The sequence below is a fragment of the Pseudomonas allokribbensis genome (assembly GCF_014863605.1).
Classification (GTDB): Bacteria; Pseudomonadota; Gammaproteobacteria; order Pseudomonadales; family Pseudomonadaceae; genus Aquipseudomonas; species Aquipseudomonas allokribbensis.
In genome coordinates this window covers 5236140-5258159 of sequence record NZ_CP062252.1, presented here as the reverse complement: position 1 = coordinate 5258159, position 22020 = coordinate 5236140, and the positions used below count along the sequence as shown (strand labels likewise).

The 22020-nt window shown below is 60.1% G+C and carries 22 protein-coding genes; 8 read left to right on the top strand and 14 right to left on the bottom strand.

Annotated elements, in window-relative coordinates; all coding sequences use genetic code 11:
- Positions 1–26: 26 nt before the first annotated feature.
- The 8 genes from IF199_RS24110 to IF199_RS24075 all read right to left on the bottom strand — a co-directional run bounded on the left by IF199_RS24110 (position 27) and on the right by IF199_RS24075 (position 8642).
- Positions 27–761, bottom strand: coding sequence for an amino acid ABC transporter ATP-binding protein (locus IF199_RS24110; protein ID WP_102620770.1), 735 nt, complete (start codon positions 759–761; stop codon positions 27–29).
- A complete protein-coding gene (locus IF199_RS24105) occupies positions 758–1429 on the bottom strand; it encodes an amino acid ABC transporter permease (RefSeq protein ID WP_096818476.1) in 672 nt (223 codons plus the stop codon). Before IF199_RS24105 ends, IF199_RS24110 begins: the two co-directional genes overlap by 4 nt.
- On the bottom strand, positions 1429–2175 hold the full coding sequence (locus IF199_RS24100; RefSeq protein ID WP_192558885.1) for an amino acid ABC transporter permease: 747 nt from the start codon (positions 2173–2175) through the stop codon (positions 1429–1431). Before IF199_RS24100 ends, IF199_RS24105 begins: the two co-directional genes overlap by 1 nt.
- 194 nt (positions 2176–2369) lie before the next feature.
- Complete coding sequence (locus IF199_RS24095; protein WP_192558884.1) at positions 2370–3284, bottom strand: glutamate/aspartate ABC transporter substrate-binding protein; 915 nt, start codon at positions 3282–3284, stop codon at positions 2370–2372.
- A gap of 342 nt (positions 3285–3626) precedes the next feature.
- Positions 3627–5162, bottom strand: coding sequence for a glycerol-3-phosphate dehydrogenase (gene glpD, locus IF199_RS24090; protein ID WP_192558883.1), 1536 nt, complete (start codon positions 5160–5162; stop codon positions 3627–3629).
- A 197-nt stretch (positions 5163–5359) separates the two neighbouring features.
- A complete protein-coding gene (locus tag IF199_RS24085) occupies positions 5360–6115 on the bottom strand; it encodes a DeoR/GlpR family transcriptional regulator (RefSeq protein ID WP_007953179.1) in 756 nt (251 codons plus the stop codon).
- A 95-nt stretch (positions 6116–6210) separates the two neighbouring features.
- On the bottom strand, positions 6211–7713 hold the full coding sequence (glpK, locus tag IF199_RS24080; RefSeq protein WP_096818468.1) for a glycerol kinase GlpK: 1503 nt from the start codon (positions 7711–7713) through the stop codon (positions 6211–6213).
- Between the two features lie 77 nt (positions 7714–7790).
- Positions 7791–8642, bottom strand: a complete 852-nt coding sequence (locus tag IF199_RS24075) for an MIP/aquaporin family protein (RefSeq protein WP_085730171.1) — start codon at positions 8640–8642, stop codon at positions 7791–7793.
- 361 nt (positions 8643–9003) lie between these two features.
- On the opposite strand from IF199_RS24075, the gene ybaK reads away from it, so the two are divergent.
- Both ybaK and IF199_RS24065 read left to right on the top strand, forming a co-directional pair.
- Positions 9004–9474: a Cys-tRNA(Pro) deacylase gene (gene ybaK / locus IF199_RS24070; RefSeq protein ID WP_096818466.1), complete on the top strand. Its 471-nt coding sequence runs from the start codon at positions 9004–9006 to the stop codon at positions 9472–9474.
- Positions 9475–9563: 89 nt separating this feature from the next.
- Positions 9564–10346: a PhzF family phenazine biosynthesis protein gene (locus IF199_RS24065; protein WP_192558882.1), complete on the top strand. Its 783-nt coding sequence runs from the start codon at positions 9564–9566 to the stop codon at positions 10344–10346.
- Between the two features lie 50 nt (positions 10347–10396).
- Here the strand turns inward: IF199_RS24065 and IF199_RS24060 are convergent, their stop codons facing one another.
- Positions 10397–11506, bottom strand: coding sequence for an ABC transporter ATP-binding protein (locus IF199_RS24060; protein ID WP_192558881.1), 1110 nt, complete (start codon positions 11504–11506; stop codon positions 10397–10399).
- Positions 11503–12423 carry an ornithine carbamoyltransferase gene (argF, locus tag IF199_RS24055; protein WP_096818463.1) on the bottom strand — a complete coding sequence of 307 codons (921 nt, stop codon included), beginning with the start codon at positions 12421–12423 and terminating at the stop codon, positions 11503–11505. Before argF ends, IF199_RS24060 begins: the two co-directional genes overlap by 4 nt.
- Positions 12424–12816: 393 nt before the next feature.
- On the opposite strand from argF, the gene IF199_RS24050 reads away from it, so the two are divergent.
- From IF199_RS24050 to grxD, 3 genes are all read left to right on the top strand, one after another.
- Complete coding sequence (locus IF199_RS24050) at positions 12817–13107, top strand: hypothetical protein (RefSeq protein ID WP_085730176.1); 291 nt, start codon at positions 12817–12819, stop codon at positions 13105–13107.
- A 134-nt stretch (positions 13108–13241) separates the two neighbouring features.
- Positions 13242–15347 carry a molybdopterin oxidoreductase family protein gene (locus tag IF199_RS24045; RefSeq protein WP_192558880.1) on the top strand — a complete coding sequence of 702 codons (2106 nt, stop codon included), beginning with the start codon at positions 13242–13244 and terminating at the stop codon, positions 15345–15347.
- A gap of 97 nt (positions 15348–15444) precedes the next feature.
- On the top strand, positions 15445–15786 hold the full coding sequence (gene grxD, locus IF199_RS24040) for a Grx4 family monothiol glutaredoxin (RefSeq protein WP_003227729.1): 342 nt from the start codon (positions 15445–15447) through the stop codon (positions 15784–15786).
- A 106-nt stretch (positions 15787–15892) separates the two neighbouring features.
- Here the strand turns inward: grxD and bfr are convergent, their stop codons facing one another.
- Positions 15893–16369 (bottom strand): bacterioferritin, encoded by a 477-nt coding sequence (gene bfr, locus IF199_RS24035; protein ID WP_096818460.1) that lies wholly within the window; start codon positions 16367–16369, stop codon positions 15893–15895.
- Between the two features lie 199 nt (positions 16370–16568).
- Positions 16569–16787 carry a bacterioferritin-associated ferredoxin gene (locus IF199_RS24030; protein ID WP_003227725.1) on the bottom strand — a complete coding sequence of 73 codons (219 nt, stop codon included), beginning with the start codon at positions 16785–16787 and terminating at the stop codon, positions 16569–16571.
- Positions 16788–17078: 291 nt separating this feature from the next.
- Here IF199_RS24030 and IF199_RS24025 point away from each other — a divergent pair, with 291 nt between their 5' ends.
- Positions 17079–17681, top strand: a complete 603-nt coding sequence (locus IF199_RS24025) for a peroxiredoxin (protein WP_003227723.1) — start codon at positions 17079–17081, stop codon at positions 17679–17681.
- A 74-nt stretch (positions 17682–17755) separates the two neighbouring features.
- On the opposite strand, the gene rnt is transcribed toward IF199_RS24025, so the two are convergent.
- On the bottom strand, positions 17756–18430 hold the full coding sequence (rnt, locus tag IF199_RS24020) for a ribonuclease T (protein WP_085709496.1): 675 nt from the start codon (positions 18428–18430) through the stop codon (positions 17756–17758).
- Entirely contained in the window at positions 18427–19473 is a 1047-nt protein-coding gene (gene pyrC, locus IF199_RS24015) for a dihydroorotase (RefSeq protein ID WP_095190451.1), read from the bottom strand. Before pyrC ends, rnt begins: the two co-directional genes overlap by 4 nt.
- A 159-nt stretch (positions 19474–19632) precedes the next feature.
- On the opposite strand from pyrC, the gene IF199_RS24010 reads away from it, so the two are divergent.
- Positions 19633–20541, top strand: coding sequence for a flagellar protein MotY (locus IF199_RS24010; protein ID WP_096818459.1), 909 nt, complete (start codon positions 19633–19635; stop codon positions 20539–20541).
- 129 nt (positions 20542–20670) lie between these two features.
- Entirely contained in the window at positions 20671–21888 is a 1218-nt protein-coding gene (locus IF199_RS24005) for an argininosuccinate synthase (RefSeq protein ID WP_096818458.1), read from the top strand.
- The last annotated feature ends 132 nt before the right edge of the window (positions 21889–22020 follow it).

The following is a 22020-nucleotide window of genomic DNA, read 5'->3' as shown; positions in this document are numbered from 1 at the left end:
TTGCTGTCGGGGAGTCCGGCAGGTTTTTAGTGCTGCAGGATTTTCTCGAGGAAATGCTGCGCGCGTTCGGAGCGTTGGCTGATGTCGCCGAAGAACTCTTCTTTCTTGCAGTCTTCGATGATCTTGCCGGCATCCATGAAGATCACCCGGTCGGCCACTTTGCGGGCGAAGCCCATTTCGTGGGTCACGCACATCATGGTCATGCCTTCGTGGGCCAGTTGCACCATCACGTCGAGCACTTCGTTGACCATTTCCGGGTCCAGCGCCGAGGTCGGTTCGTCGAACAGCATGACGATCGGGTCCATCGCCAGCGCACGGGCAATCGCCACACGCTGTTGTTGACCGCCGGACAGTTGGCCCGGGTGCTTGTGGGCATGGGCAGCCAGACCGACGCGATCAAGCAGTTGCAGACCTTTCTTGGTCGCTTCTTCCTTGCTGCGGCCCAGCACCTTGATCTGCGCGATGGTCAGGTTTTCGGTGATGGTCAGGTGCGGGAACAGTTCGAAATGCTGGAACACCATGCCGACGCGCGAGCGCAGTTTCGGCAGGTTGGTCTTCGGGTCGGCAATCGACGTGCCGTCGACCACGATGTCGCCTTTCTGGAACGGCTCCAGCGCGTTGACGCACTTGATCAGGGTCGACTTGCCCGAACCGGACGGACCGCAGACCACGATCACTTCACCCTTTTTGACCTCGGTGCTGCAATCGGTCAGCACCTGGAAGTCCCCATACCACTTGTTGATGTTCTTGATAGAGATCATACGGCGAACCTTTTTTGCAGACGCTTGACCAGCACCGAGGCGGCAAAGCTGATGGTGAAGTACACGAGACCTGCGAAGATCAGGAACTCATTCGAGCGGCCAATGATGTCGCCACTGGCGCGCGAGGCGTTGAGGAAGTCCACCAGGCCCACGGTGTAGACCAGCGAGGTGTCCTGGAACAGGATGATGCTCTGCTGCAGCAGCAGCGGGGTCATCTTGCGGAACGCCTGGGGCAGGATGATCAGGCGCATCATCTGGCCGTAGCTCATGCCCAGTGCCTGTGCGGCACCCATCTGGCCTTTCGGAATCGACTGCACGCCGGCACGGACGATTTCGCAGAAGTACGCCGCTTCGAACATCATGAAGGCCACGATGCACGAGGTGAACGCGCCGATCGGGGTGTCTTCGCCGGTGATCCAGCGCAGTACGAACGGCACCGCCAGGTAGAACCAGGTGATCACCAGCAGCAACGGGATCGAGCGGAAATAGTTGACGTAGGCGCCGGCGAGGTTCGACAGCAGTTTGTTATGCGACAGGCGGCACAGCGCGAGTAGGGTGCCGAGAATGATCCCGCCGACCACGCCCAGCGCCATCAGCTTGAGGGTCATCAGCATGCCGTTCCACAGGCCGGGAATGGCCGGGACGATGCCACTGAAATCAAAGTCCATCATTTACCCCCTACGGAGATCAGGCCGGGCACGGAGACTTTCTTCTCGACCGCGCGCATCAGCAGCATCAGGCTCATGTTCAGGGTGAAATAGATCAGGGTCGCCAGGGTGAAGGCTTCAAACAGGTTGGCCGAGAACTCGGCGGTCTGTTTGGTTTGCGCCAGCAGTTCCATCAGGCCGATCAGGGACGCCACGGAGGAGTTCTTGAACACGTTCAAAAATTCCGAGGTGAGCGGCGGAATGATGATCCGGTAGGCCTGGGGCAGCAGCACGTTCCAATAGATCTGCGGCAGCTTGAAACCCATGGCGCGGGCGGCGGATTCCTGGCCACGTGGCAGCGCCTGGATACCGGTGCGAACCTGTTCGCAGACACGGGCGGCGGTGAACAGGCCCAGGCACACGACAACGCTCAGGTAGGCCGAGGTGGTCGGGTTCAGGTCTTGTTTGTACCAGTCCTGCAGGTTCTGCGGCAGCATGTCGGGTACCAGGAAGTACCAGATGAACAGCTGAACCAGCAGCGGTACGTTACGGAACAGTTCGACGTAGCAGGTCGCGATACCCGATACGATGCGGTTCGGCACGGTGCGCATGATGCCCAGCAGCGAGCCCAGCAGCAGGGCGATGATCCAGGCCACGATGGCGATGGCGATGGTCCAGCCCAGACCGGAAATGAACCAGTCGAGATAGGTCTCGCTGCCCACGCCGGTGGACTTGAAGAACACGCCCCAGTCCCAGTTGTAATTCATTAGGGTCTCCCCTCGATTCGATCGATGTACAAGTGCCCGCCTGGGGAAGCTCCGTTCCCAGCCTGATCTTGACGGTCAGGCACACGCGATCGGCTCGACAGCCACCGGTTCGAGTGTTTCCAGAAAATGCCAGCAGGGAGTGACCATTCCCCGAGAAGGCAGGCGCCTCCTCAGGGAACAAGGTTAGTCAGAAATCAGGCTTTCTTGTCGTCGGCCGCTTTGTCGGTCGGTTCGGCGATCAGCTTCTTGAGCTCGTCGCTCATCGGGAAGTTCAGATTCAGGCCTTTTGGCGGAATCGGCGACATGAACCACTTGGTGTAGATCTTGTTGATCTCGCCCGACTTGTAGACGGAGACGATGGCGTCATCCACAGCCTTTTTGAACGGCTCGTCGCCCTTGCGCACCATGCAGCCGTAGATTTCATAGGACTGCGGAGTGCCGGTCACGGCCCAGTCGGTGGCTTTCTTGGCCTTGGCGGCTTCGCCTGCCAGCAGCGCGTCGTCCATCATGAACGCAACGGCACGACCCGATTCCAGCATCTGGAAGGATTCGCCGTGGTCCTTGGCGGAGATGACGTTCATGCCCATCTGCTTGTCGGCGTTCATCGCCTTGAGGATGCGCTCGGAGGTGGTGCCGGCGGTGGTCACGACGTTCTTGCCTTTCAGATCGTCGAAATCCTTGTACTGCGAACCGGCCTTGGACAGCAGACGGGTACCGATCTCGAAGATGCCGACGGAGAAGTCGACCTGTTGCTGACGCTCGACGTTGTTGGTGGTGGAGCCGCACTCGACGTCCACGGTGCCGTTCTGCACCAGCGGGATACGGGTCTGCGAGGTCACGAGGTTGTATTTGACCTGCAGGTTTGGCAGGTCCAGGTCTTTCTTGATCGCTTCGACGATGGCCAGCTGGATATCGTGGGAGTAGCCGACCGGTTTGCCGGAGGCGTCAGCGATGTAGGAAAACGGAATGGAGGCGTCGCGGTGCCCCAGGGTGATGGTGTTGGACTCTTTGATCTTCTTAAGGGTGCCGGTGAGTTCGGCAGCGAAAACTGGTGTGCTGATCAGAGCGGCAGCAATGGCTGCGCCCAGGATATGGGGAACGATGCGCATCAAATTTTCCTCGACATTGTTTTTTTTATGGAGCCGGTTGAGCGGGCCCTTTTGTGCTTCGAATGCCTGACGGCTCCTGTTGTGTTGGCGCAACAGGCATTCGTCGAAGGAGTGTAGAGCATGACTCGTGCCAGACCAGTTGCTACAAGTTAACTTGTTGATTTATTTGATGATTAATGTTTTGTGATGGTGTTTTTCTGCGTTTCTGATCCGGTTATCCGAATCGACTGACAGGTCGCGTTCGGAAAACCGAACGGCATTCGTCATCCCGTGTTTCAGCCGGGATGCAAAAAGCCCCTGGATCTCTCGATTCAGGGGCTTTTCGTTTTACGGGCGGATCGATCAGGCCGCTTCGATCTTGCGGTTCTGCTCGACCTTGTTCAGGTACGCCGCGAGTTTTTCCTGCTCGGCCGGGGTGGTGAACAGCCCCAGTTTGCTGCGGCGCCACAGGATGTCGTGCGCGGTGGTGGCCCATTCTTCACTGCACAGGTAATCGACTTCACGGGTGTAGAGACCGCCGCCGATGTGCTCGCCCATGTCGGCGAGGGTGTCGACGCCTTCCAGCATGCGCCAGGTGCGGCTGCCGTAGGTGGTGGCCCAGCGGCGGGCGATCTCGCTTGGCACGAAGTCGAACTTGTCGCGGATCAGCGCGCTCAGGGCCTGCGGCGTGGTCATGTCTTCGCCGCCCGGCAGGGTGGCGCTGGCGGTCCAGCTCGGGCGCATCTGGGTGAAGAACGGCATCAGTTGCGCCATCGCCGACTCGGCGAGTTTGCGGTAGGTGGTCAGCTTGCCGCCGAACACCGACAGCAGTGGCGCTTCTTCGGTGCTGCCGGACAGCGCCAGGGTGTAGTCGCGGGTCACGGCCGAAGGATTGTCGGATTCGTCGTTGCACAGTGGGCGCACGCCCGAGTAGCTGTGCAGGATGTCTTCGCGACTGATCTGCTTCTTGAAGTGGGCGTTGACCACTTTGAGCAGGTAATCGGTTTCGCCGTCGGTGATCGCCACTTTGGCCGGATCGCCGGTGTATTCGCGGTCGGTGGTGCCGATCAGGGTGAAGTGGTTCAGGTACGGAATGGTGAAAACGATGCGCTGATCTTCGTTCTGCAGGATGTGCGCGTGATCGCCTTCGTACAGTTTCGGCACGATGACGTGGCTGCCCTGAATCAGGCGGATGCCGTACGGCGATTCCATCTTCAGGTCGTCACGGATGAACTTGGCGACCCACGGGCCGGCCGCGTTCACCAATGCCTTGGCAGTGATCGAAAACAGGCTGCCATCGGCGCGTTCCAGGTTCAGGTGCCACAGGCCTTTGGCACGGCGGGCGCTGACGCAACGGGTCTGGGTGTGGACATGCGCGCCTTTCTCGCGGGCAGCCATGGCGTTCAATACGACGAGGCGGGCGTCATCGACCCAGCAGTCGGAGTATTCGAAGCCTTTGGTGATTTCGCTTTTCAACGCGCTGTCGGCGCCGAACTTCAGGCTCTTGGAACCGGCGAGTTTTTCGCGCTTGCCGAGGTTGTCATAGAGGAACAGGCCGGCACGGATCATCCACGCCGGACGCAGGTGCGGACGGTGCGGCAGTACGAAACGCATCGGCTTGACGATGTGCGGGGCCTTGGCCAGCAGCACTTCGCGTTCGGCCAGGGCTTCGCGCACCAGACGGAATTCGTAATGTTCGAGGTAGCGCAGGCCACCGTGGATCAGCTTGCTGCTGGCCGACGAGGTGTGGCTGGCCAAATCGTCCTTTTCGCAAAGGAACACCGAAAGACCGCGACCGGCGGCATCTGCTGCGATCCCCACGCCATTGATCCCGCCGCCGATGACGGCGATATCGTAGATCTCGGAGATAGGGGGCGTACGCAAGGTAGATGTGGACATCGGCTGGCCTCGGGCTCTTTTGATTTTCTGTCTTGGAAATCGAACATGAATGTTCATTTGCGAAAATGGTAGCCCATAAAGACGCGCACAGCCAGCCGACTTCGATTGAAAAAACTCATCGAAGGGCGGCTAAAAGAAAATATTCGAACATCAGATGCGCATAAGGCGCCGGTGCAGGCGCCATGTGCGGGGGAAGGTTAAACGACTTCCAGGCGAATCTTGTGCTGGCTCAGCAGTTGCGCCAGGGCCGGCACCGGCTGCTGGTCGGTGACCAGGCAATCGATCAGGCTGATCGGGCCGAGGCGGATCATCGCGTTACGACCGAACTTGCTGGAGTCCGCCGCGAGGATCACCTGGCGGGCATTGGCGATGATTGCCTGGGACACCCGGACTTCCTGGTAATCGAAGTCGAGCAGGCTGCCGTCTTCATCGATGCCGCTGATGCCCACCAGCGCAAAGTCGACCTTGAATTGATTGATGAAATCCACGCTCGCCTGACCCACCACGCCGCCGTCGCGACGGACATTGCCGCCGGTGAGCAGCACATCGAAATCATCCTTGGCGCTGAGCATCGAGGCGACGTGCAGGTTGTTGGTGATGATTTTCAGGTGGCTGTGGTTGAGCAGGGCGCGGGCGATGGATTCGGTGGTGGTGCCGATGTTGATGAACAGCGAGGCGTGATCGGGAATCTGTGCGGCGATGGCTTCGCCGATGCGTTGTTTTTCATCGCGCATCTGATCGGCGCGCATCGCATAGGCGGTGTTTTCGACGCTGGAATCATAGGCTGCGCCGCCGTGGTAGCGACGCAGCAGATTGGCTTCCGCCAGTTGATTGATGTCGCGGCGGATGGTTTGCGGGGTAACAACGAACAGCGTGGCCATTTCCTCGATGCTCACATAGCCGCGTTCGCGGACCAGTTCGAGGATTTGCTGCTGACGGGGAGGCAGATTCATGGGGCTTCCTTTGGGCTGCCGTGCAAAATTTGCCCATGATGCCGCAGGAATCCGCTCCCTACCAGTTACATACGGATACGAGTCCGGTTCGTGGCTTATTCGGCGTCTTCACGTTCCCAGTCACGGGTACGGCTGACGGCTTTTTTCCAGCCTTTATAGAGCTTCTCTTTCGCCGCTTCGTCCAGGCTCGGTTCGAACTCGCGTTCGATCACTGCCTTGCCGCGCAGTTCTTCCAGGCTGCCCCAGAAACCGCACGCCAGACCGGCCAGGTAAGCAGCCCCGAGTGCTGTGGTTTCGCGCATTTGCGGGCGTTCGACCTGCGTGCCGAGGATGTCGGCCTGGAACTGCATGAGGAAGTTGTTCGCCACTGCACCGCCGTCCACGCGCAGGGCCTTGAGGCGTTCGCCGGAGTCCTGTTGCATGGCGTCGAGGACGTCGCGGGTCTGGTAGGCAATCGATTCCAGCGCAGCGCGAATGATGTGATCCACACGCACGCCGCGAGTCAGGCCGAACAGGGCGCCACGGGCATACGGGTCCCAGTACGGAGCACCGAGGCCGGTGAAGGCTGGCACCAGATAAACGCCATTGCTGTCCTTCACTTTATTGGCGAAGTATTCGGTGTCGTGAGCGTCGTTGATGATTTTCAGTTCATCGCGCAGCCATTGCACGGTCGAACCGCCGTTGAACACAGCGCCTTCCAGCGCGTAAGCCACTTCGCCGCGCGGGCCACAGGCGATGGTGGTGAGCATACCGTGCTGGGATTTCACCGCTTTGTCGCCGGTGTTCATCAGCAGGAAGCAGCCGGTGCCGTAGGTGTTTTTCGCCTGGCCGGGCTCCACGCACATCTGGCCGAACAGCGCAGCCTGCTGGTCGCCGGCGATACCACCGATGGCGATGCCGCTCTTGGTACGACCGTAGATTTCCGAGGAGGCTTTGACTTCCGGCAGCATTTCGCGCGGGATGTCGAGAATTTCCAGCATCTTCGCGTCCCACTCAAGTGTGTGGATGTTGAAGAGCATGGTGCGCGAGGCGTTGGTGTAGTCGGTGACGTGAACCTTGCCGCCGGTGAATTTCCAGATCAGCCAGCTGTCGACGGTGCCGAACAGCAGTTCGCCGTTGCGCGCACGTTCGCGGCTGCCTTCGACGTTGTCGAGGATCCACTTCAGTTTGGTGCCGGAGAAGTACGGGTCGGTGACCAGGCCCGTGGTGTCACGGATATATTCTTCGTGGCCGTCGCGCTTGAGCTGCTGGCAGATCTCGGTGCTGCGGCGGCATTGCCAGACGATCGCGTTGTAGACCGGGCGGCCGGTGGTCTTGTCCCAGACCACGGTGGTTTCACGCTGGTTGGTGATGCCGATGGCGGCCACCTGGTCGTGATGCAGACCGGCCTGGGCCAGCGCTTCGACCATCACGGCGCTCTGGGTGGCGAAGATTTCCATCGGGTCATGTTCGACCCAACCGGCTTGCGGGTAATGCTGGGCGAATTCGCGCTGCGCGGTGCAGACCACGTTCGCATCGCGGTCGAAAATGATCGCGCGGGAGCTGGTCGTACCCTGATCGAGGGCAATGATGTAGTTCTTATTCTGAATGTCGGTCATGTCGATTGCCTTGGACGAAATAAGGGAGAGTGGGCCGTGGCGCAGGTTCAAATGGGCAGGAACCTGCGCCGACTGTTTCAAGAAGTTCTTGGTTTGCCGTCAATGGCCGGTTCTGCATCCTTTGTAGCAGGTGTGGCGCCGGTCAGGTGACGGGCAATCAGCCCGCGATACCCGGCAGCGCCGAGGCAGGCACCGACAATCGGTGCAAAAATCGGAATCAGGAAGTACGGGATTTCACGTGCGCCGGTGAAGGAAATTTCACCCCAGCCCGCGAAGAAAGTCATCAGTTTCGGACCGAAGTCACGGGCCGGGTTCATCGCGAAGCCGGTCAGCGGGCCCATCGAGCTGCCGATCACGGCAATCAGCAGGCCGATCAGCAGTGGTGCCAGCGGGCCTTTCGGCAGGCCGTTGTTGTCGTCGGTCAGGGACATGATCACGCCCATCAGGATCGCCGTGATGATCACCTCGACCAGGAACGCCTGGGCAGTCGACAGCGCAGGGTTCGGGAAGGTGGAGAACACCGACGCCAGTTCCAGGCTGGCGGCCGAGCCACGAACCATATGGTGAGTTTGTTCGAAATCGAAGAACAGGTTGCTGTACAGCGTGTAAACCAACAGCGCGCCGCAGAAGGCGCCGGCGACCTGAGCGAGGATGTAGAACGGCAGTTTGCGCTTTTCGAAGTCGGCGAAAATGCTCAGGGCGATACTGACGGCAGGGTTCAGGTGCGCACCGGAAACCCCGGCGGTGAGGTAGATCGCCATGCTCACGCCGACGCCCCAGATGATGCTGATTTCCCACAGGCCGAAGCTCGCGCCCGCGACCTTGAGCGCGGCGACGCAGCCCGTACCGAAAAAGATCAGAAGTGCAGTACCCAGAAACTCGGCCAGGCACTGGCTCGAGAGCGATGGTTGCTGTAACGCAGTTGTCATTGAAAACCTCGGTTTTTGTTGTTGTCTGGCGCGTTTGCCGACAGGGCAAGGCGCGATTTTCGCCGGGGCAGGATCCCCATCCTGTTCCCGGTTTACTGCTGGGTGCTGCGGTGACGATAATTCTTACATTATTCAGATTCGAAAAAATATAGACAAGAAACAAAGCTGTCAAAGGTCGAAAGTGAACCGTCAGTCACAAATAAACTATCAGTCGTGTGAATGATCCTGCGGGTCACTGGCCTGACGATCCTGTTATCGGCCTGCAAGCCCCGGGAAACGTGGCGCGTGGTAGAGCCTTTTGTATGGCGATGGCCTAGAATCCGGCGCAGGATTTTTTGCCACTGCCGAGCCCGGAGCTGCCATGACCCCTGCGTTGGACTTGTTGAAAAAAGTTCGTGCCGAACATCGCGTGCACAGTTACGAACATGACCCCAAGGCGGCGTCCTACGGGCTGGAGGCCGCGGAAAAACTGGGCCTGGAGCCGGCGCAGGTGTTCAAGACGCTGCTGGCGGCCAGCGAAAAAGGTGAATTGCTGGTGGCGGTGGTGCCGGTCGTCGGAAGCCTTGACCTCAAGGGGCTGGCCCACGCCGCCGGCGTGAAAAAAGTGGAGATGGCCGACCCGGCCGCTGCGCAGCGTTCCACCGGTTACCTGTTGGGCGGCATCAGTCCGCTGGGGCAGAAAAAGCGCCTGCGTACCTTCATCGATAATTCCGCCCAGGCTTTTGCGACCATTTATGTCAGTGCCGGGCGACGTGGACTGGAAGTTGAACTGGCGCCCGCCGTTCTGGCCGAGCACACCCAGGCCAAATTCGCCGACATCGGCCGTTCCTGAGGTCTGTATGAGGAAAATTGACCGGTTCTGTCACTGGCGATGAACGAGCCGTAGCGGCATGCTCCGTTGACGAATTCAGGGAGAACGTTATGCAGCTCGAGTTTCATCAGGTCGACGCCTTCAGTGATCGGCCGTTCAGTGGCAACCCGGCGATGGTCTATCGGCTCGACGCCTGGCTCGCGGACGACTTGATGCAGAAGATCGCCGCCGAACACAACCTGGCGGAAACTGCGTTTCTGGTGCGCGAAGGCCAGGCCTGGCATATCCGCTGGTTCACGCCGACCACCGAGGTGCCATTGTGCGGTCACGCGACGCTGGCCAGCGCGTATGTATTGTTCGAGATTTACAAGGAAACGGCCGAGCGTCTGGACTTCGTCTGCAAGTCCGGCCCGTTGAGTGTCAGTCGCGAGGGAGGTCGTTTGTGGCTGGATTTTCCGTCGATCGTGCCGTCGGAAATCGGTGTGACGCTGGATGTCGAGCGGGCATTGGGCGTCGAAGCCGTGGACGTGCTCGGTTCCAACGAACTGTTCGTGGTGCTGGAGTCGGAGCAGGCGGTACTCGATTGCACGCCGGACATGGTCGCCCTGGCCAAACTGCCTTGGCTCGGCGCCATCGTCACGGCCCGGGGTAACCAGCATGATTTCGTCTCGCGCTACTTCGCTCCGGCCATCGGCATCAATGAAGACCCGGTGACCGGCTCGACCCATTGCAGCCTGATTCCGTATTGGTCAAAACGTCTGGGCAAATCGAGCCTGACCGCGTGCCAGCGTTCGGCGCGGGGCGGGGAGTTGTTCTGTCGGCTGGAAGGCGAGCGGGTGAAGATCGGCGGGAATGCGACGCTGGTCGCCAGCGGCACATTGATGCTGGGCTGAGGCCAAAACAATGAGGGAGCCATCAGGCTCCCTCTTTGTTTTTGTGTAGATCAGTGTGCGGTGCTGTACCGGCGAACACCGTTTTCCACCGCCGGGATCTGCGCAGCCGTGCTGCCGGATGCCTGGAACAACACCAGATGTTCCGCCGCCACGCGAATCCCTACATCCGCCCCGACCTGATGGTCTGCGTGGCTCGGGAAGATCGACTCCAGTTGCGCGCCGGTTGGCAGTTGCAGGCGATACAGGGTCGAGGCGCCGAGGAAGGTCTTGCCGACGATCCGTGCTTTCAACCCGCTGTCCGGTGCATAAACAATGTCATCCGGACGCAGCAACACATCCACCGCACCGCCGATCGGCCAGGTGTAGGCGCGATTGCCGCGCAGTTCACCGAGTTCGGTGTGCACCGATTCCGGGCTGCCGAGCTGGCCGCGAATGAAGTAACCCTGGCCAATGAAGCTGGCAACAAACGGCGTCGCCGGTTCGTGATAGAGGTTGTAGGGCGTATCCCACTGCTCCAGCCGGCCTTCCTTGAACACACCGACGTGATCGCTGACGGCAAAGGCTTCTTCCTGGTCGTGAGTTACCAGAATCGCACTGGTGCCACGGGCCTTGAGAATGTCGCGCACTTCATGGCTGAGCTTGCGTCGCAGCTCGCCGTCGAGGTTGGAGAATGGTTCGTCGAGCAGCAGCAGTTGTGGCTCCGGCGCCAGGGCGCGGGCGAGGGCGACACGTTGTTGCTGCCCGCCGGACAGTTCGTGCGGGAAGCGCTTGCCGAGGTTCTTCAGGTTGACCAGTTCCAGCAGTTCTTCGACGACGCGCTCCTTGTTCGGGTGCTTGCGAATGCCGAAGGCGATGTTGTCCGCGACGCTCAGGTGCGGGAACAGCGCGTAGTCCTGGAACACCATGCCGATCCGGCGTTTCTCCGGGGCGAGGGTGAAACCGGCGCTGGAGATCACTTCACCGCCCAGCTGGATTTCCCCTTCGTGCACCGGTTCGAAGCCGGCAATGGCGCGCAGGGTGGTGGTCTTGCCGCAGCCCGAAGAGCCGAGCAGGCAACCGATGTCGCCGGCGTTGAGGTGCAGATTGAGGTTCTGCACCACACGTTGATCTTGATAGCCGCAAGCGAGGTTGCGCAGGTTCAGCAGTAATTCATGGCTCATGCGTGGTGATATGCCGGTTCAACGAGGAACTCGAGCAGGGCCTTCTGTGCGTGGAGACGGTTTTCTGCCTGATCCCAGGCGACGGAGCGCGGGTCATCAAGCAGGTCGAGGCTGATTTCTTCGCCGCGGTGGGCAGGCAGGCAGTGCAGGAACAGCACGTCCTCGGCGGCCAGGTCGAGCAGGGCGCGGGTGACCTGGAACGGCGCGAACAGCTTGAGGCGCTTGGCGGTTTCCTCTTCCTGGCCCATGGAGGTCCAGACATCGGTGCTCACCAGATGCGCGCCGCGCACGGCGTCCTTCGGATCGCGGACGATGGTCACGCGATCACCGGCCTTGGCCAGGAATTCAGGGTTTGGCTCATAGCCTTCAGGGCAGGCGACGCGCAACTGGAAGTCGAACTGGATCGCCGCTTCTATATAGCTGTTGCACATGTTGTTGCCGTCGCCGATCCAGGCCACGGTCTTGCCCTGGATCGAGCCACGGTGTTCGAGGAACGTCTGCATGTCGGCCAGCAACTGGCACGGGTGCAGGTCATCGGACAGGCCGTTGATCACCGGCACGCGGGAGTTGGCGGCAAATTCGGTCAGGGTGCTGTGGGCAAAGGTACGGATCATCACCGCATCGAGCATGCTCGACATGACGATGGCGCAGTCGCCGATGGGCTCGCCACGGCCCAGTTGGGTGTCGCGGGGCGAAAGGAAGATCGCCTGGCCACCGAGCTGGATCATGCCGGCCTCGAAGGAGATCCGGGTGCGGGTCGAGGATTTCTCGAAGATCATCCCCAGGACGCGGTTTTTCAGAGGCTCGAACAGTACGCCGCGGTTACGCAGGTCCTTGAGCTCAACGCCTCGACGGATCACGCTGACCAGCTCTTCGGGCGTGCAATCCATCAGGGAGAGAAAGTGCCTTGCGCTCATCATTGACTACCTTTTTGCTACAAACCGCAGATGCTCAAAGCCTTGTTTATCGGAACAACGGGCGAGACCTGCGGCGTAAGCCGCACGGGGCGACGAAATAGGGGGAGGCGCGATATTGACACTAAATGTCGCGTTTTTCCAATAGGCTACGATTTTTGCGGATTGTGCGGGGGTGACGAGGTCACACGAAGCGCTGGTTTGAAGCCGGATTTCCAACCCTTTGTACACTGGCGCCGCAGGGCTTGGCAATCAGGCGGGGCGGGGATGGAGCAGACCTGGTCGGTTTGCGACCGGCCAGCCATGGATTCGCTGGTCGGATGTCAGACCTGAAACATTTGCTAAAGCAAAGTGCTGGGTTATAAATAACTCACGAGCGACGCAGGAAGCCTCCGCATGGAATCGAAAGAAAAACTGTTAATGGAATTGCTGGGCCACACGGCTCGCTCACTGACTCATCTGACCGCTTCGGTCACCTCATTGTCCTTCGAACTGCTGCGCAGTGAAGACGAAGTGGTCAAGACGGCCGGCCGCCACATGATCGATCGCATGGCCACCATCAGCACCGGGCTCGACGAGCACTGGCGACTGATCGGTGAACTCACCGGGGTGCACGTCGCCCACGAGCAGATCGAAACCATCCAGGAAATCCAGCTGGCAGCGCCGCCCCAGTTACCCTCCAGTTGATTGCGTCGGGCTATCGGCTCGCCTGATGGTCGTCGATTCACAAGACGAACGTCGCTGGCGCCGCGCCCGGCCACGCGCCATAGTTTTGTTCCCGCAGGCGTTATTGCCTGCCCAGAACAAGACAGAGACTGGCCATGACCAAGACTCTCCACCACCGTGCCTGCCACCTGTGCGAAGCCATCTGCGGCCTGAGCATCGAAACCACTGAAACCGACGGCCAGGTGCAGATCACCTCGATCAAGGGTGACGCACTGGACACCTTCAGTCGCGGGCACATCTGCCCCAAGGCTGTGGCGTTGCAAGACATTCAGAACGATCCGGATCGCCTGCGCCAACCCATGCGCCGGGTCGGCCGTGAATGGTTGCCGATCGGGTGGGAAGAGGCTTTTGAGCTGGTGGCTGAAAAGCTGTCTGCCATTCAGGCGCGTCATGGGCAGAACTCGGTTGCCGTGTATCAGGGCAATCCCAGCGTGCATAACTACGGGTTGATGACTCACAGCAATTATTTCCTCGGCCTGCTGAAAACCCGTAATCGCTATTCGGCAACCTCGGTCGACCAATTGCCGCATCACCTGACCAGCTACCTGATGTACGGCCACGGTTTGCTGCTGCCGATCCCGGATATCGATCACACAGACTTCATGCTGATCCTGGGTGGCAACCCGCTGGCCTCCAACGGCAGCATCATGACCGTGCCGGACGTGGAAAAGCGTCTGAAGGCGATTCAGGCCCGGGGCGGCAAAGTGGTGGTGGTCGATCCGCGGCGCAGCGAGACAGCGGCGATGGCCGACCAGCACCTGTTCGTGCGTCCCGGTGGCGATGCGGCGTTGCTGTTTGGTGTGCTCAACACGCTGTTCAGCGAAGGACTGACGTCGGAGAGCCATCTGCCGGTGGACGGTCTGGACGACGTGCGCGCAGCGGTGGCGGCGTTCACGGCCGAGGCCATGAGCCCGCTGTGCGCCGTTCCTGCCGAACAGATCCGCCAATTGGCCCGGGACTTCGCCGCGGCGCCAAGCGCCGTCTGCTACGGCCGGATGGGGGTTTCCACCCAGGCTTTCGGCACGCTGTGCCATTGGGTCGTGCAACTGATCAATCTGGTGACCGGCAACCTCGACCGCGTGGGCGGTGCACTGTGCACCGAGCCGGCGGTGGATCTGGTGGCGTCCACTTCGGGCGGGCACTTCAACAAATGGCAGAGCCGTGTCTCGGGCCGTCCCGAGTACGGCGGCGAGTTGCCGGTTTCGGCGCTGGCCGAAGAAATGCTCACCGAAGGCGAGGGCCAGATTCGTGCGCTGATCACCGTGGCCGGCAATCCGGTGCTGTCGACGCCCAACGGCCGGCAACTGGAGCAGGCGCTGGACGGGTTGGAGTTCATGGTCAGTGTCGACCTGTATATCAACGAAACCACCCGTTATGCCGACCTGATCCTGCCGTCCACCTCAGCGCTGGAAAATGATCACTACGACACCACGTTCAACCTGTTCGCAGTGCGCAACGTCACCCGTTTCAACCGGGCGATCCTCGCCAAACCCGAGGGCGCGCTGCATGACTGGGAGATCTTCGTCGGCCTGGCCAAGGCCTTTGCGGCGAAGACCGACAAGGAACTGAAGCCGACGATGCCGCCGGCGAAGATGATCGACATGGGGCTGCGCATGGGCCTGTATGGCGATGCATCCGAACACAAGTTGTCGCTGGCGACGCTGTTCGATCATCCGCACGGCGTGGATCTGGGGGCGCTGAAACCCAACCTGACACCGCGATTGAAGACCGCCAATCAACGAGTCCAGGCGGCACCGCCGGAAATTCTTGCCGACCTTGCGCGCTTTTCCGCATTGCAGGCGCCGGCTGCCGATGAGCTGTTGATGATCGGCCGTCGCCATGTGCGCAGCAACAACTCGTGGATGCACAACTATCATCGGCTGGTGAAGGGCAAGCCGCGTCATCAGTTGCTGATGAACCCGGAGGATCTCGCCAGTCGCGGGCTCAGCGATGGCCAGCTTGTGCGCGTAAGCTCACGGGTCGGACAGATCGAGGTTGAAGTGCTGGGCAGTGCGGACATGATGCCGGGCGTGGTCAGCCTGCCACACGGTTGGGGCCATGCGCGCCCGGGCGTGCAGATGGCGATTGCCAGCGGCCAGCCGGGCTCCAGTGCCAACGACCTGACCGATGAGTGTCAGCTCGACGAGCTCTCGGGCAACGCGGCGCTCAATGGCGTGCCGGTGACCGTGGCAGCGGCTTGAGCAAGTCTGTCGGGGAGACCGAGCAGGGCGCTCGGGATTCCGTTACAATGCGCCACCGTGCCGACCCATGAGTCGGAAAGTTCAGCCGAGGTGCTCCATGGATATCATCGAAACGATTAAAGAGCAGATTGCCAACAACACCATTCTGCTTTACATGAAAGGCTCGCCGAATGCCCCGCAGTGTGGCTTCTCCGCGAAAGCTGCGCAGGCTGTGATGGGCTGTGGCGAGAAGTTCGCCTACGTCGACATCCTGCAGAACCCGGAAATCCGTGCCAACCTGCCGAAATACGCCAACTGGCCGACTTTCCCGCAGCTGTGGGTGGGCGGTGAACTGGTCGGCGGCAGCGACATCATGGCTGAAATGTTCGCCAACGGTGAGCTGCAGACTCTGGTCAAGGAAGCATCCGCCAAGGCTGCTGCGGCCAAGTCCGAAGCCTGATTGGCTTCTGCCCGGATTTCGGCGAGTCCGAAGTCCGGGCAATAAAAAGCCCCGCCTCTCGAAAGAGGGCGGGGCTTTTTAGTGTCTCGAGTTTAGCGCTCGCTAATTACTCGTCTTCGCCCATCTGCGATTGCAGATAGTTCTCAAGACCGACTTTATCGATCAGGCCCAGTTGGGTTTCCAGCCAGTCGATGTGTTCTTCTTCGGATTCGAGAATGTCTTCGAGCAATTCGCGGCTGCCGAAGTCACCAACCGATTCGCAATGAGCGATGGCGGTCTTCAGATCGGCATGGCCGGTGCGTTCGATACGCAGGTCGCACTCCAGCATTTCCTTGGTGTGCTCGCCGATGTGCAGCTTGCCCAGGTCCTGCACGTTCGGCAGGCCTTCGAGGAACAGGATGCGCTTGATCAGCTTGTCCGCGTGCTTCATCTCGTCGATGGATTCTTTGTACTCGTGCTTGCCGAGCTTGTTCAGGCCCCAATCTTCATACATGCGCGCATGCAGGAAGTACTGATTGATCGCGACCAGCTCATTGGCAAGGATCTTGTTGAGATGCTGGATGACTGTTACGTCGCCTTTCATGATGGGAGTCCTGCCCTAAGTAGCGGTATATAAGGCGGAGTTTGAGCTTGGTACTTATAAGTGTCAAACCTAAGTTATTGAATAATATATGAAAATTAATCGGAATAAGAATGTTTGTGTTCCGCGTCTAGTCGCTAAGCAATTGATTTTCAGGCATAAAAAAACCGGACATAAGTCCGGTTCTTTGAAATGGGTGCAGTTACGCGGCAGTAAATTCTACAGGGTAGGGGATCGCGGCCTGGGCGGTTTGCAGCTTGGTCAGGGTTTCGCGTACCACTTCCTTCGCCAGGCAGGCACATTTGCCGCATTGGCTGGCTACGCCGGTGGCCTGACGGACTTCTTTATAGCTGCAGCAACCTTCATAGATCGCTTCGCGGATCTGTCCGTCGGTGACGCCAGTGCAGAGGCAAACATACATAAGTGAGAACCGTCGCTGGTTGTGGCTCAATTGCGATGGATCTTAATGTTAACGAGAATGATTGTCAAAGTGCTTTCCCAACGGTTTTCATCGCCAACGGCTGTGACTGACGAACGGTGGTGCATGGCTGAATGCCAGCCGGGATTTCGCGAAAAACCGTTAAGGACAGTCGAAAAACGCAGTGTATGATGGTCGGCCCTTGCGAAGGGGGTTCGTGTCACAGGGCTGTCGCCTGAGGGTGGCAGGCTGGCGCGAACCCTGAACTTCAAGTTTCTACACCAGGAGATATCAATGAGCGTACTCGTAGGCAAACAAGCCCCTGACTTCACCGTCCCGGCCGTACTCGGCAATGGCGAGATCGTTGACAGCTTCACCCTGTCCTCGGCCATCAAAGGCAAATACGGCCTGGTGTTCTTCTACCCGCTGGACTTCACCTTCGTCTGCCCGTCCGAACTGATCGCTCTGGACAACCGCATGGCCGACTTCAAGGCACGTAACGTAGAAGTGATCGCTGTGTCGATCGACTCGCACTTCACCCACAACGCCTGGCGCAACACCCCGGTCAACAATGGCGGCATCGGCCAGGTGAAATACACCATGGCTGCCGACATGAAGCACGACATCGCCAAGGCCTACGACGTTGAGTCCGAAGGCGGCGTGGCTTTCCGTGGCGCGTTCCTGATCGACGACAAAGGCGTTGTCCGCTCGCAGATCATCAACGACCTGCCGCTGGGCCGTAACATGGAAGAGCTGATCCGTCTGGTCGACGCTCTGCAATTCCACGAAGAGCACGGCGAAGTCTGCCCTGCCAACTGGAAAAAAGGCGACAAAGGCATGAACGCTTCGCCAGAAGGCGTTGCGGCTTACCTGACCGAGAACGCTGCTGCCCTGTAAGGCGCAACGTCGAGGTACAAAAAAACCGGCTCTTGAGCCGGTTTTTTCATGCGCGGGATTTAATCCGACGACCCTCAGTCGTCGAAGTCTTCCCAGCCGCCCATCTGTTTCCAGCGGTTGACGATGCCGCAGAACAGCTCGGCCGTCTTTTCGGTGTCGTAACGCGCGGAGTGCGCTTCACGGCCATCGAAATCGATGTCGGCTGCCTGACAGGCCTTGGCCAGTACGGTCTGACCGTACGCCAGACCCGCGAGGGTTGCGGTGTCGAAGCTGGAGAACGGGTGGAACGGGTTGCGCTTCATGTCCAGCCGCGCAACGGCGGCATTGAGGAAGCCCAGGTCGAAGCTGCTGTTGTGGCCGACCAGGATCGCCCGTTTGCAACCGTTGGCCTTCAAGGCCTTGCGCACGCCACGGAAGATATCGGTCAGGGCCGTCTCTTCGCTGACCGCCATGCGCAACGGGTGATCGAGCTTGATCCCGGTGAACTCCAGCGCGGCCGCTTCGATGTTGGCGCCTTCGAATGGCTCGACACGGAAGAAGTAGGTGTGATCCGGGTAGACGAAACCCTTTTCATCCATGGCGATGGTGGTCGCGGCAATCTCCAGCAAGGCGTCGGTGGCCGAGTTGAAGCCACCGGTCTCTACGTCGACGACAACCGGCAGGTAGCCGCGAAAGCGTGCTGCCATTGGATGGCGCGAACCGCCGCCACCTTGACCGTCCAGTTCGTCGTCGAAATGGTCTTCACTCACGCGTGTTCCTCCAGCAGGCGCCAGCGCAGTTTTTCACCGGCGCGCAGCGGGATAACGGTCAGCTCGCCGAAGGGCAGGCTGGTCGGGGCGGTCCATTCTTCACGGACCAGGGTAATGCGATCGGTGTTCGCCGGCAGGCCGTAGAAACGCGGGCCGTTGAGGCTGGCGAAGGCTTCGAGCTTGTCCAGCGCATTGCGCTGTTCAAAGGCTTCGGCATACAACTCGATGGCGGCGTACGCGGTGTAGCAGCCGGCGCAGCCGCAGGCGGCTTCCTTGGCGTGCTGGGCGTGCGGCGCCGAGTCGGTGCCGAGGAAGAACTTCGCGCTGCCGCTGGTGGCGGCGTCGAGCAGGGCTTCCTGGTGGGTATTGCGCTTGAGGATCGGCAGGCAATAGAAGTGCGGCCGAATTCCGCCTACCAGCATGTGGTTGCGGTTGTAGAGCAGGTGATGCGCGGTGATCGTCGCGCCAACGTTGGCCGAAGCCTCGTTGACGAACTGCACGGCGTCGCCGGTGGTGATGTGTTCGAACACGACCTTGAGCGTCGGGAAACGCTCGACCACACGACGCATGTGCTCGTCGATGAAGATTTTCTCGCGGTCGAACACGTCGACGTCGCCACGGGTGACTTCACCGTGGATCAACAGCGGCATGCCGACTTCGGCCATGGCTTCCAGCGCCGGGAAGATCTTGTCGATGCTGGTGACCCCGGAATCGGAGTTGGTGGTGGCGCCGGCCGGGTACAACTTGGCCGCGTGGACAAAACCGCTGGCCTTGGCTTCACGAATTTCTTCGGGCTGGGTACGGTCGGTGAGGTACAGCACCATCAACGGCTCGAAACGACTGCCGGCCGGGCGGGCAGCGAGAATCCGCTGGCGATAGCCGTCGGCTTCAGCGGCGTTGCGCACCGGAGGTACCAGGTTAGGCATGATGATCGCGCGACCAAAGGTGCGCGCAACATCTGCAACGGTATTGGTCAACACGGCACCATCGCGAAGATGAATGTGCCAGTCGTCGGGACGCAGCAGGGTCAGGCGGTCGGACATGAGGGGATTCCAGGCGGGTCAAACTGAGGCGAATGCTACCGGAAAAGACTCTTGCAGGCACTCGCTATCAAGTTTTGCGACGAGCGTCCGATATCCCATAGGTATGCCGTAAACATGTATGTATCGGTCTTTTTGTTGTAGAAGCCAATGGAGCCTCCCGTGCGCCAGCGTTATTTAGCCTTGCTCAGTGTGTTTGCCAGCCTTCCGGCGATGGCGCTGACCTACCAGACCCGTCTGGAGAACATTGAGTGGACGGTCGAGGGCGACAAGTTCGAATGCCGCCTGACGCAGCCGATCACCGATTTCGGCTCGGGCCAGTTCGTGCGCAAGGCCGGCGAGCAGGCGACTTTCCGCCTGAACGCCTACAACGCCATGCTCGGCGGCGGTTCGGCGACCTTGATGGCGGCAGCGGCGCCCTGGCAGCCGGGCCGTGGCGATATCAATCTGGGCACGGTCAGGATCGGCAGTGGCAATATCCTGTTCAACAGTTCTCAGGCGCAGGCCGGACAGTTGATCAGCGGCCTGATGGACGGACGCAGCCCCGTGGTGCGCCATGCATCGGGCGATGGCCGTGTGTCGGAAGTGCGTCTGTTGCCGGTCAAGTTCAGCAAGGCGTTCAACGACTATCAGGCCTGCGTGGCGAAACTGCTCCCGCAGAATTTCGAGCAGGTCAAACAATCGCAGATCGGTTTCCCCGGCGAAGGCATCGAACTGGACGCCGCCGCCAAGGCCAAGCTGCAAGTCATGCTCGAATATATGAAGGCCGATCCGACGGTCAACCACATCGAGCTCGACGGCCACTCCGACAACAGCGGCAATCGCCTGACCAACCGCGAGCTGTCGCGCCGGCGCGCCCTGGCGGTGGTCGATTTCTTCAAGGCCAACGGCATCCAGGAATCGCAGATCACCGTGCGCTTCCATGGTGAACGTTACCCGTTGGTGCCAAACACCAATGCCGCCAACCGGGCCAAGAACCGTCGGGTCAACGTGCACCTTGCGCGGGTGGCACCGACCACCGCTCCTGCGCCTCAGGCCAGCACACCGGCCAACGCTGCGGCGACGTCCTGACCCTCCGGTCATCGTCGCCCTCTCGACAGATTCTGTCGCTTTGTCGTCTTAAGCTGTCGCGCCTCTGTAAATTATCGCGTTTGAGCGGTAGACTCCTCGGCTTTCCGTAGAACCCCGTGGAGTGATGGCATGGCGGACGTAAACAAGGTCGTTCTGGCGTATTCCGGCGGCCTGGACACTTCGGTGATCCTCAAGTGGCTGCAGGATACTTATAACTGTGAAGTCGTGACCTTCACCGCTGACCTGGGTCAGGGCGAAGAGGTCGAACCGGCTCGCGCCAAGGCTCAGGCCATGGGCGTCAAAGAAATCTACATCGACGACCTGCGCGAAGAATTCGTGCGTGACTTCGTGTTCCCGATGTTCCGTGCCAACACCGTTTACGAAGGCGAGTACCTGCTGGGTACTTCCATCGCGCGTCCGCTGATCGCCAAGCGTCTGATCGAAATCGCCAACGAAACCGGCGCCGACGCCATTTCCCACGGCGCAACCGGCAAGGGCAACGACCAGGTCCGTTTCGAACTGGGTGCCTACGCGCTCAAGCCAGGCGTAAAAGTGATTGCTCCTTGGCGCGAGTGGGACCTGCTGTCCCGCGAGAAGCTGATGGACTACGCCGAGAAGCACGCGATCCCGATCGAGCGCCACGGCAAGAAGAAATCCCCGTACTCGATGGATGCCAACCTGCTGCACATCTCCTATGAGGGCGGCGTGCTGGAAGACACCTGGACCGAGCACGAAGAAGACATGTGGCGCTGGACCGTCTCCCCGGAGAACGCACCCGACAAGCCGCAATACTTGGAACTGACCTACCGCAACGGCGACATCGTCGCTCTGGACGGCGTCGAAATGACTCCGGCCACCGTACTGGCGACCCTGAACAAGATCGGTGGCCAACACGGCATCGGCCGTCTCGACATCGTCGAGAACCGTTATGTCGGCATGAAGTCCCGTGGCTGCTACGAAACCCCGGGCGGCACCATCATGCTGCGCGCTCACCGCGCCATCGAGTCGATCACCCTGGACCGCGAAGTCGCTCACTTGAAAGACGAGTTGATGCCGAAGTACGCCAGCCTGATCTACACCGGTTACTGGTGGAGCCCGGAGCGTCTGATGCTGCAACAGATGATCGACGCCTCCCAGGTCAACGTGAATGGCGTCGTGCGCCTGAAGCTGTACAAGGGCAACGTGATCGTGACCGGCCGCAAGTCCGACGATTCGCTGTTCGACGCCAACATCGCGACCTTCGAAGAAGACGGCGGCGCCTACAACCAGGCCGACGCGGCGGGCTTCATCAAGCTCAACGCGCTGCGCATGCGCATTGCTGCCAACAAAGGCCGCAAGCTGTTCTGAGTCCTTCGGACCAGACGTGAAATAGCGGTCTTGTCGTTCTGACAAGACCGCTATGCTGCAAAACCCTTCTGTTTACCTGATCGTAGTGGATCAGCGATCCCGAACTCATCTGTTGTACTGTGCGCATCGTAT

Bases quoted from the DNA above. Each gene is read 5' to 3' on its own strand.
- IF199_RS24110 (WP_102620770.1), bottom strand. From the start codon at position 761: ATGATCTCTATCAAGAACATCAACAAGTGGTATGGGGACTTCCAGGTG.
- IF199_RS24105 (WP_096818476.1), bottom strand. From the start codon at position 1,429: ATGGACTTTGATTTCAGTGGCATCGTCCCGGCCATTCCCGGCCTGTGG.
- IF199_RS24100 (WP_192558885.1), bottom strand. From the start codon at position 2,175: ATGAATTACAACTGGGACTGGGGCGTGTTCTTCAAGTCCACCGGCGTG.
- IF199_RS24095 (WP_192558884.1), bottom strand. From the start codon at position 3,284: ATGCGCATCGTTCCCCATATCCTGGGCGCAGCCATTGCTGCCGCTCTG.
- glpD (WP_192558883.1), bottom strand. From the start codon at position 5,162: ATGTCCACATCTACCTTGCGTACGCCCCCTATCTCCGAGATCTACGAT.
- IF199_RS24085 (WP_007953179.1), bottom strand. From the start codon at position 6,115: ATGAATCTGCCTCCCCGTCAGCAGCAAATCCTCGAACTGGTCCGCGAA.
- glpK (WP_096818468.1), bottom strand. From the start codon at position 7,713: ATGACCGACATTCAGAATAAGAACTACATCATTGCCCTCGATCAGGGT.
- IF199_RS24075 (WP_085730171.1), bottom strand. From the start codon at position 8,642: ATGACAACTGCGTTACAGCAACCATCGCTCTCGAGCCAGTGCCTGGCC.
- ybaK (WP_096818466.1), top strand. From the start codon at position 9,004: ATGACCCCTGCGTTGGACTTGTTGAAAAAAGTTCGTGCCGAACATCGC.
- IF199_RS24065 (WP_192558882.1), top strand. From the start codon at position 9,564: ATGCAGCTCGAGTTTCATCAGGTCGACGCCTTCAGTGATCGGCCGTTC.
- IF199_RS24060 (WP_192558881.1), bottom strand. From the start codon at position 11,506: ATGAGCCATGAATTACTGCTGAACCTGCGCAACCTCGCTTGCGGCTAT.
- argF (WP_096818463.1), bottom strand. From the start codon at position 12,423: ATGAGCGCAAGGCACTTTCTCTCCCTGATGGATTGCACGCCCGAAGAG.
- IF199_RS24050 (WP_085730176.1), top strand. From the start codon at position 12,817: ATGGAATCGAAAGAAAAACTGTTAATGGAATTGCTGGGCCACACGGCT.
- IF199_RS24045 (WP_192558880.1), top strand. From the start codon at position 13,242: ATGACCAAGACTCTCCACCACCGTGCCTGCCACCTGTGCGAAGCCATC.
- grxD (WP_003227729.1), top strand. From the start codon at position 15,445: ATGGATATCATCGAAACGATTAAAGAGCAGATTGCCAACAACACCATT.
- bfr (WP_096818460.1), bottom strand. From the start codon at position 16,369: ATGAAAGGCGACGTAACAGTCATCCAGCATCTCAACAAGATCCTTGCC.
- IF199_RS24030 (WP_003227725.1), bottom strand. From the start codon at position 16,787: ATGTATGTTTGCCTCTGCACTGGCGTCACCGACGGACAGATCCGCGAA.
- IF199_RS24025 (WP_003227723.1), top strand. From the start codon at position 17,079: ATGAGCGTACTCGTAGGCAAACAAGCCCCTGACTTCACCGTCCCGGCC.
- pyrC (WP_095190451.1), bottom strand. From the start codon at position 19,473: ATGTCCGACCGCCTGACCCTGCTGCGTCCCGACGACTGGCACATTCAT.
- IF199_RS24005 (WP_096818458.1), top strand. From the start codon at position 20,671: ATGGCGGACGTAAACAAGGTCGTTCTGGCGTATTCCGGCGGCCTGGAC.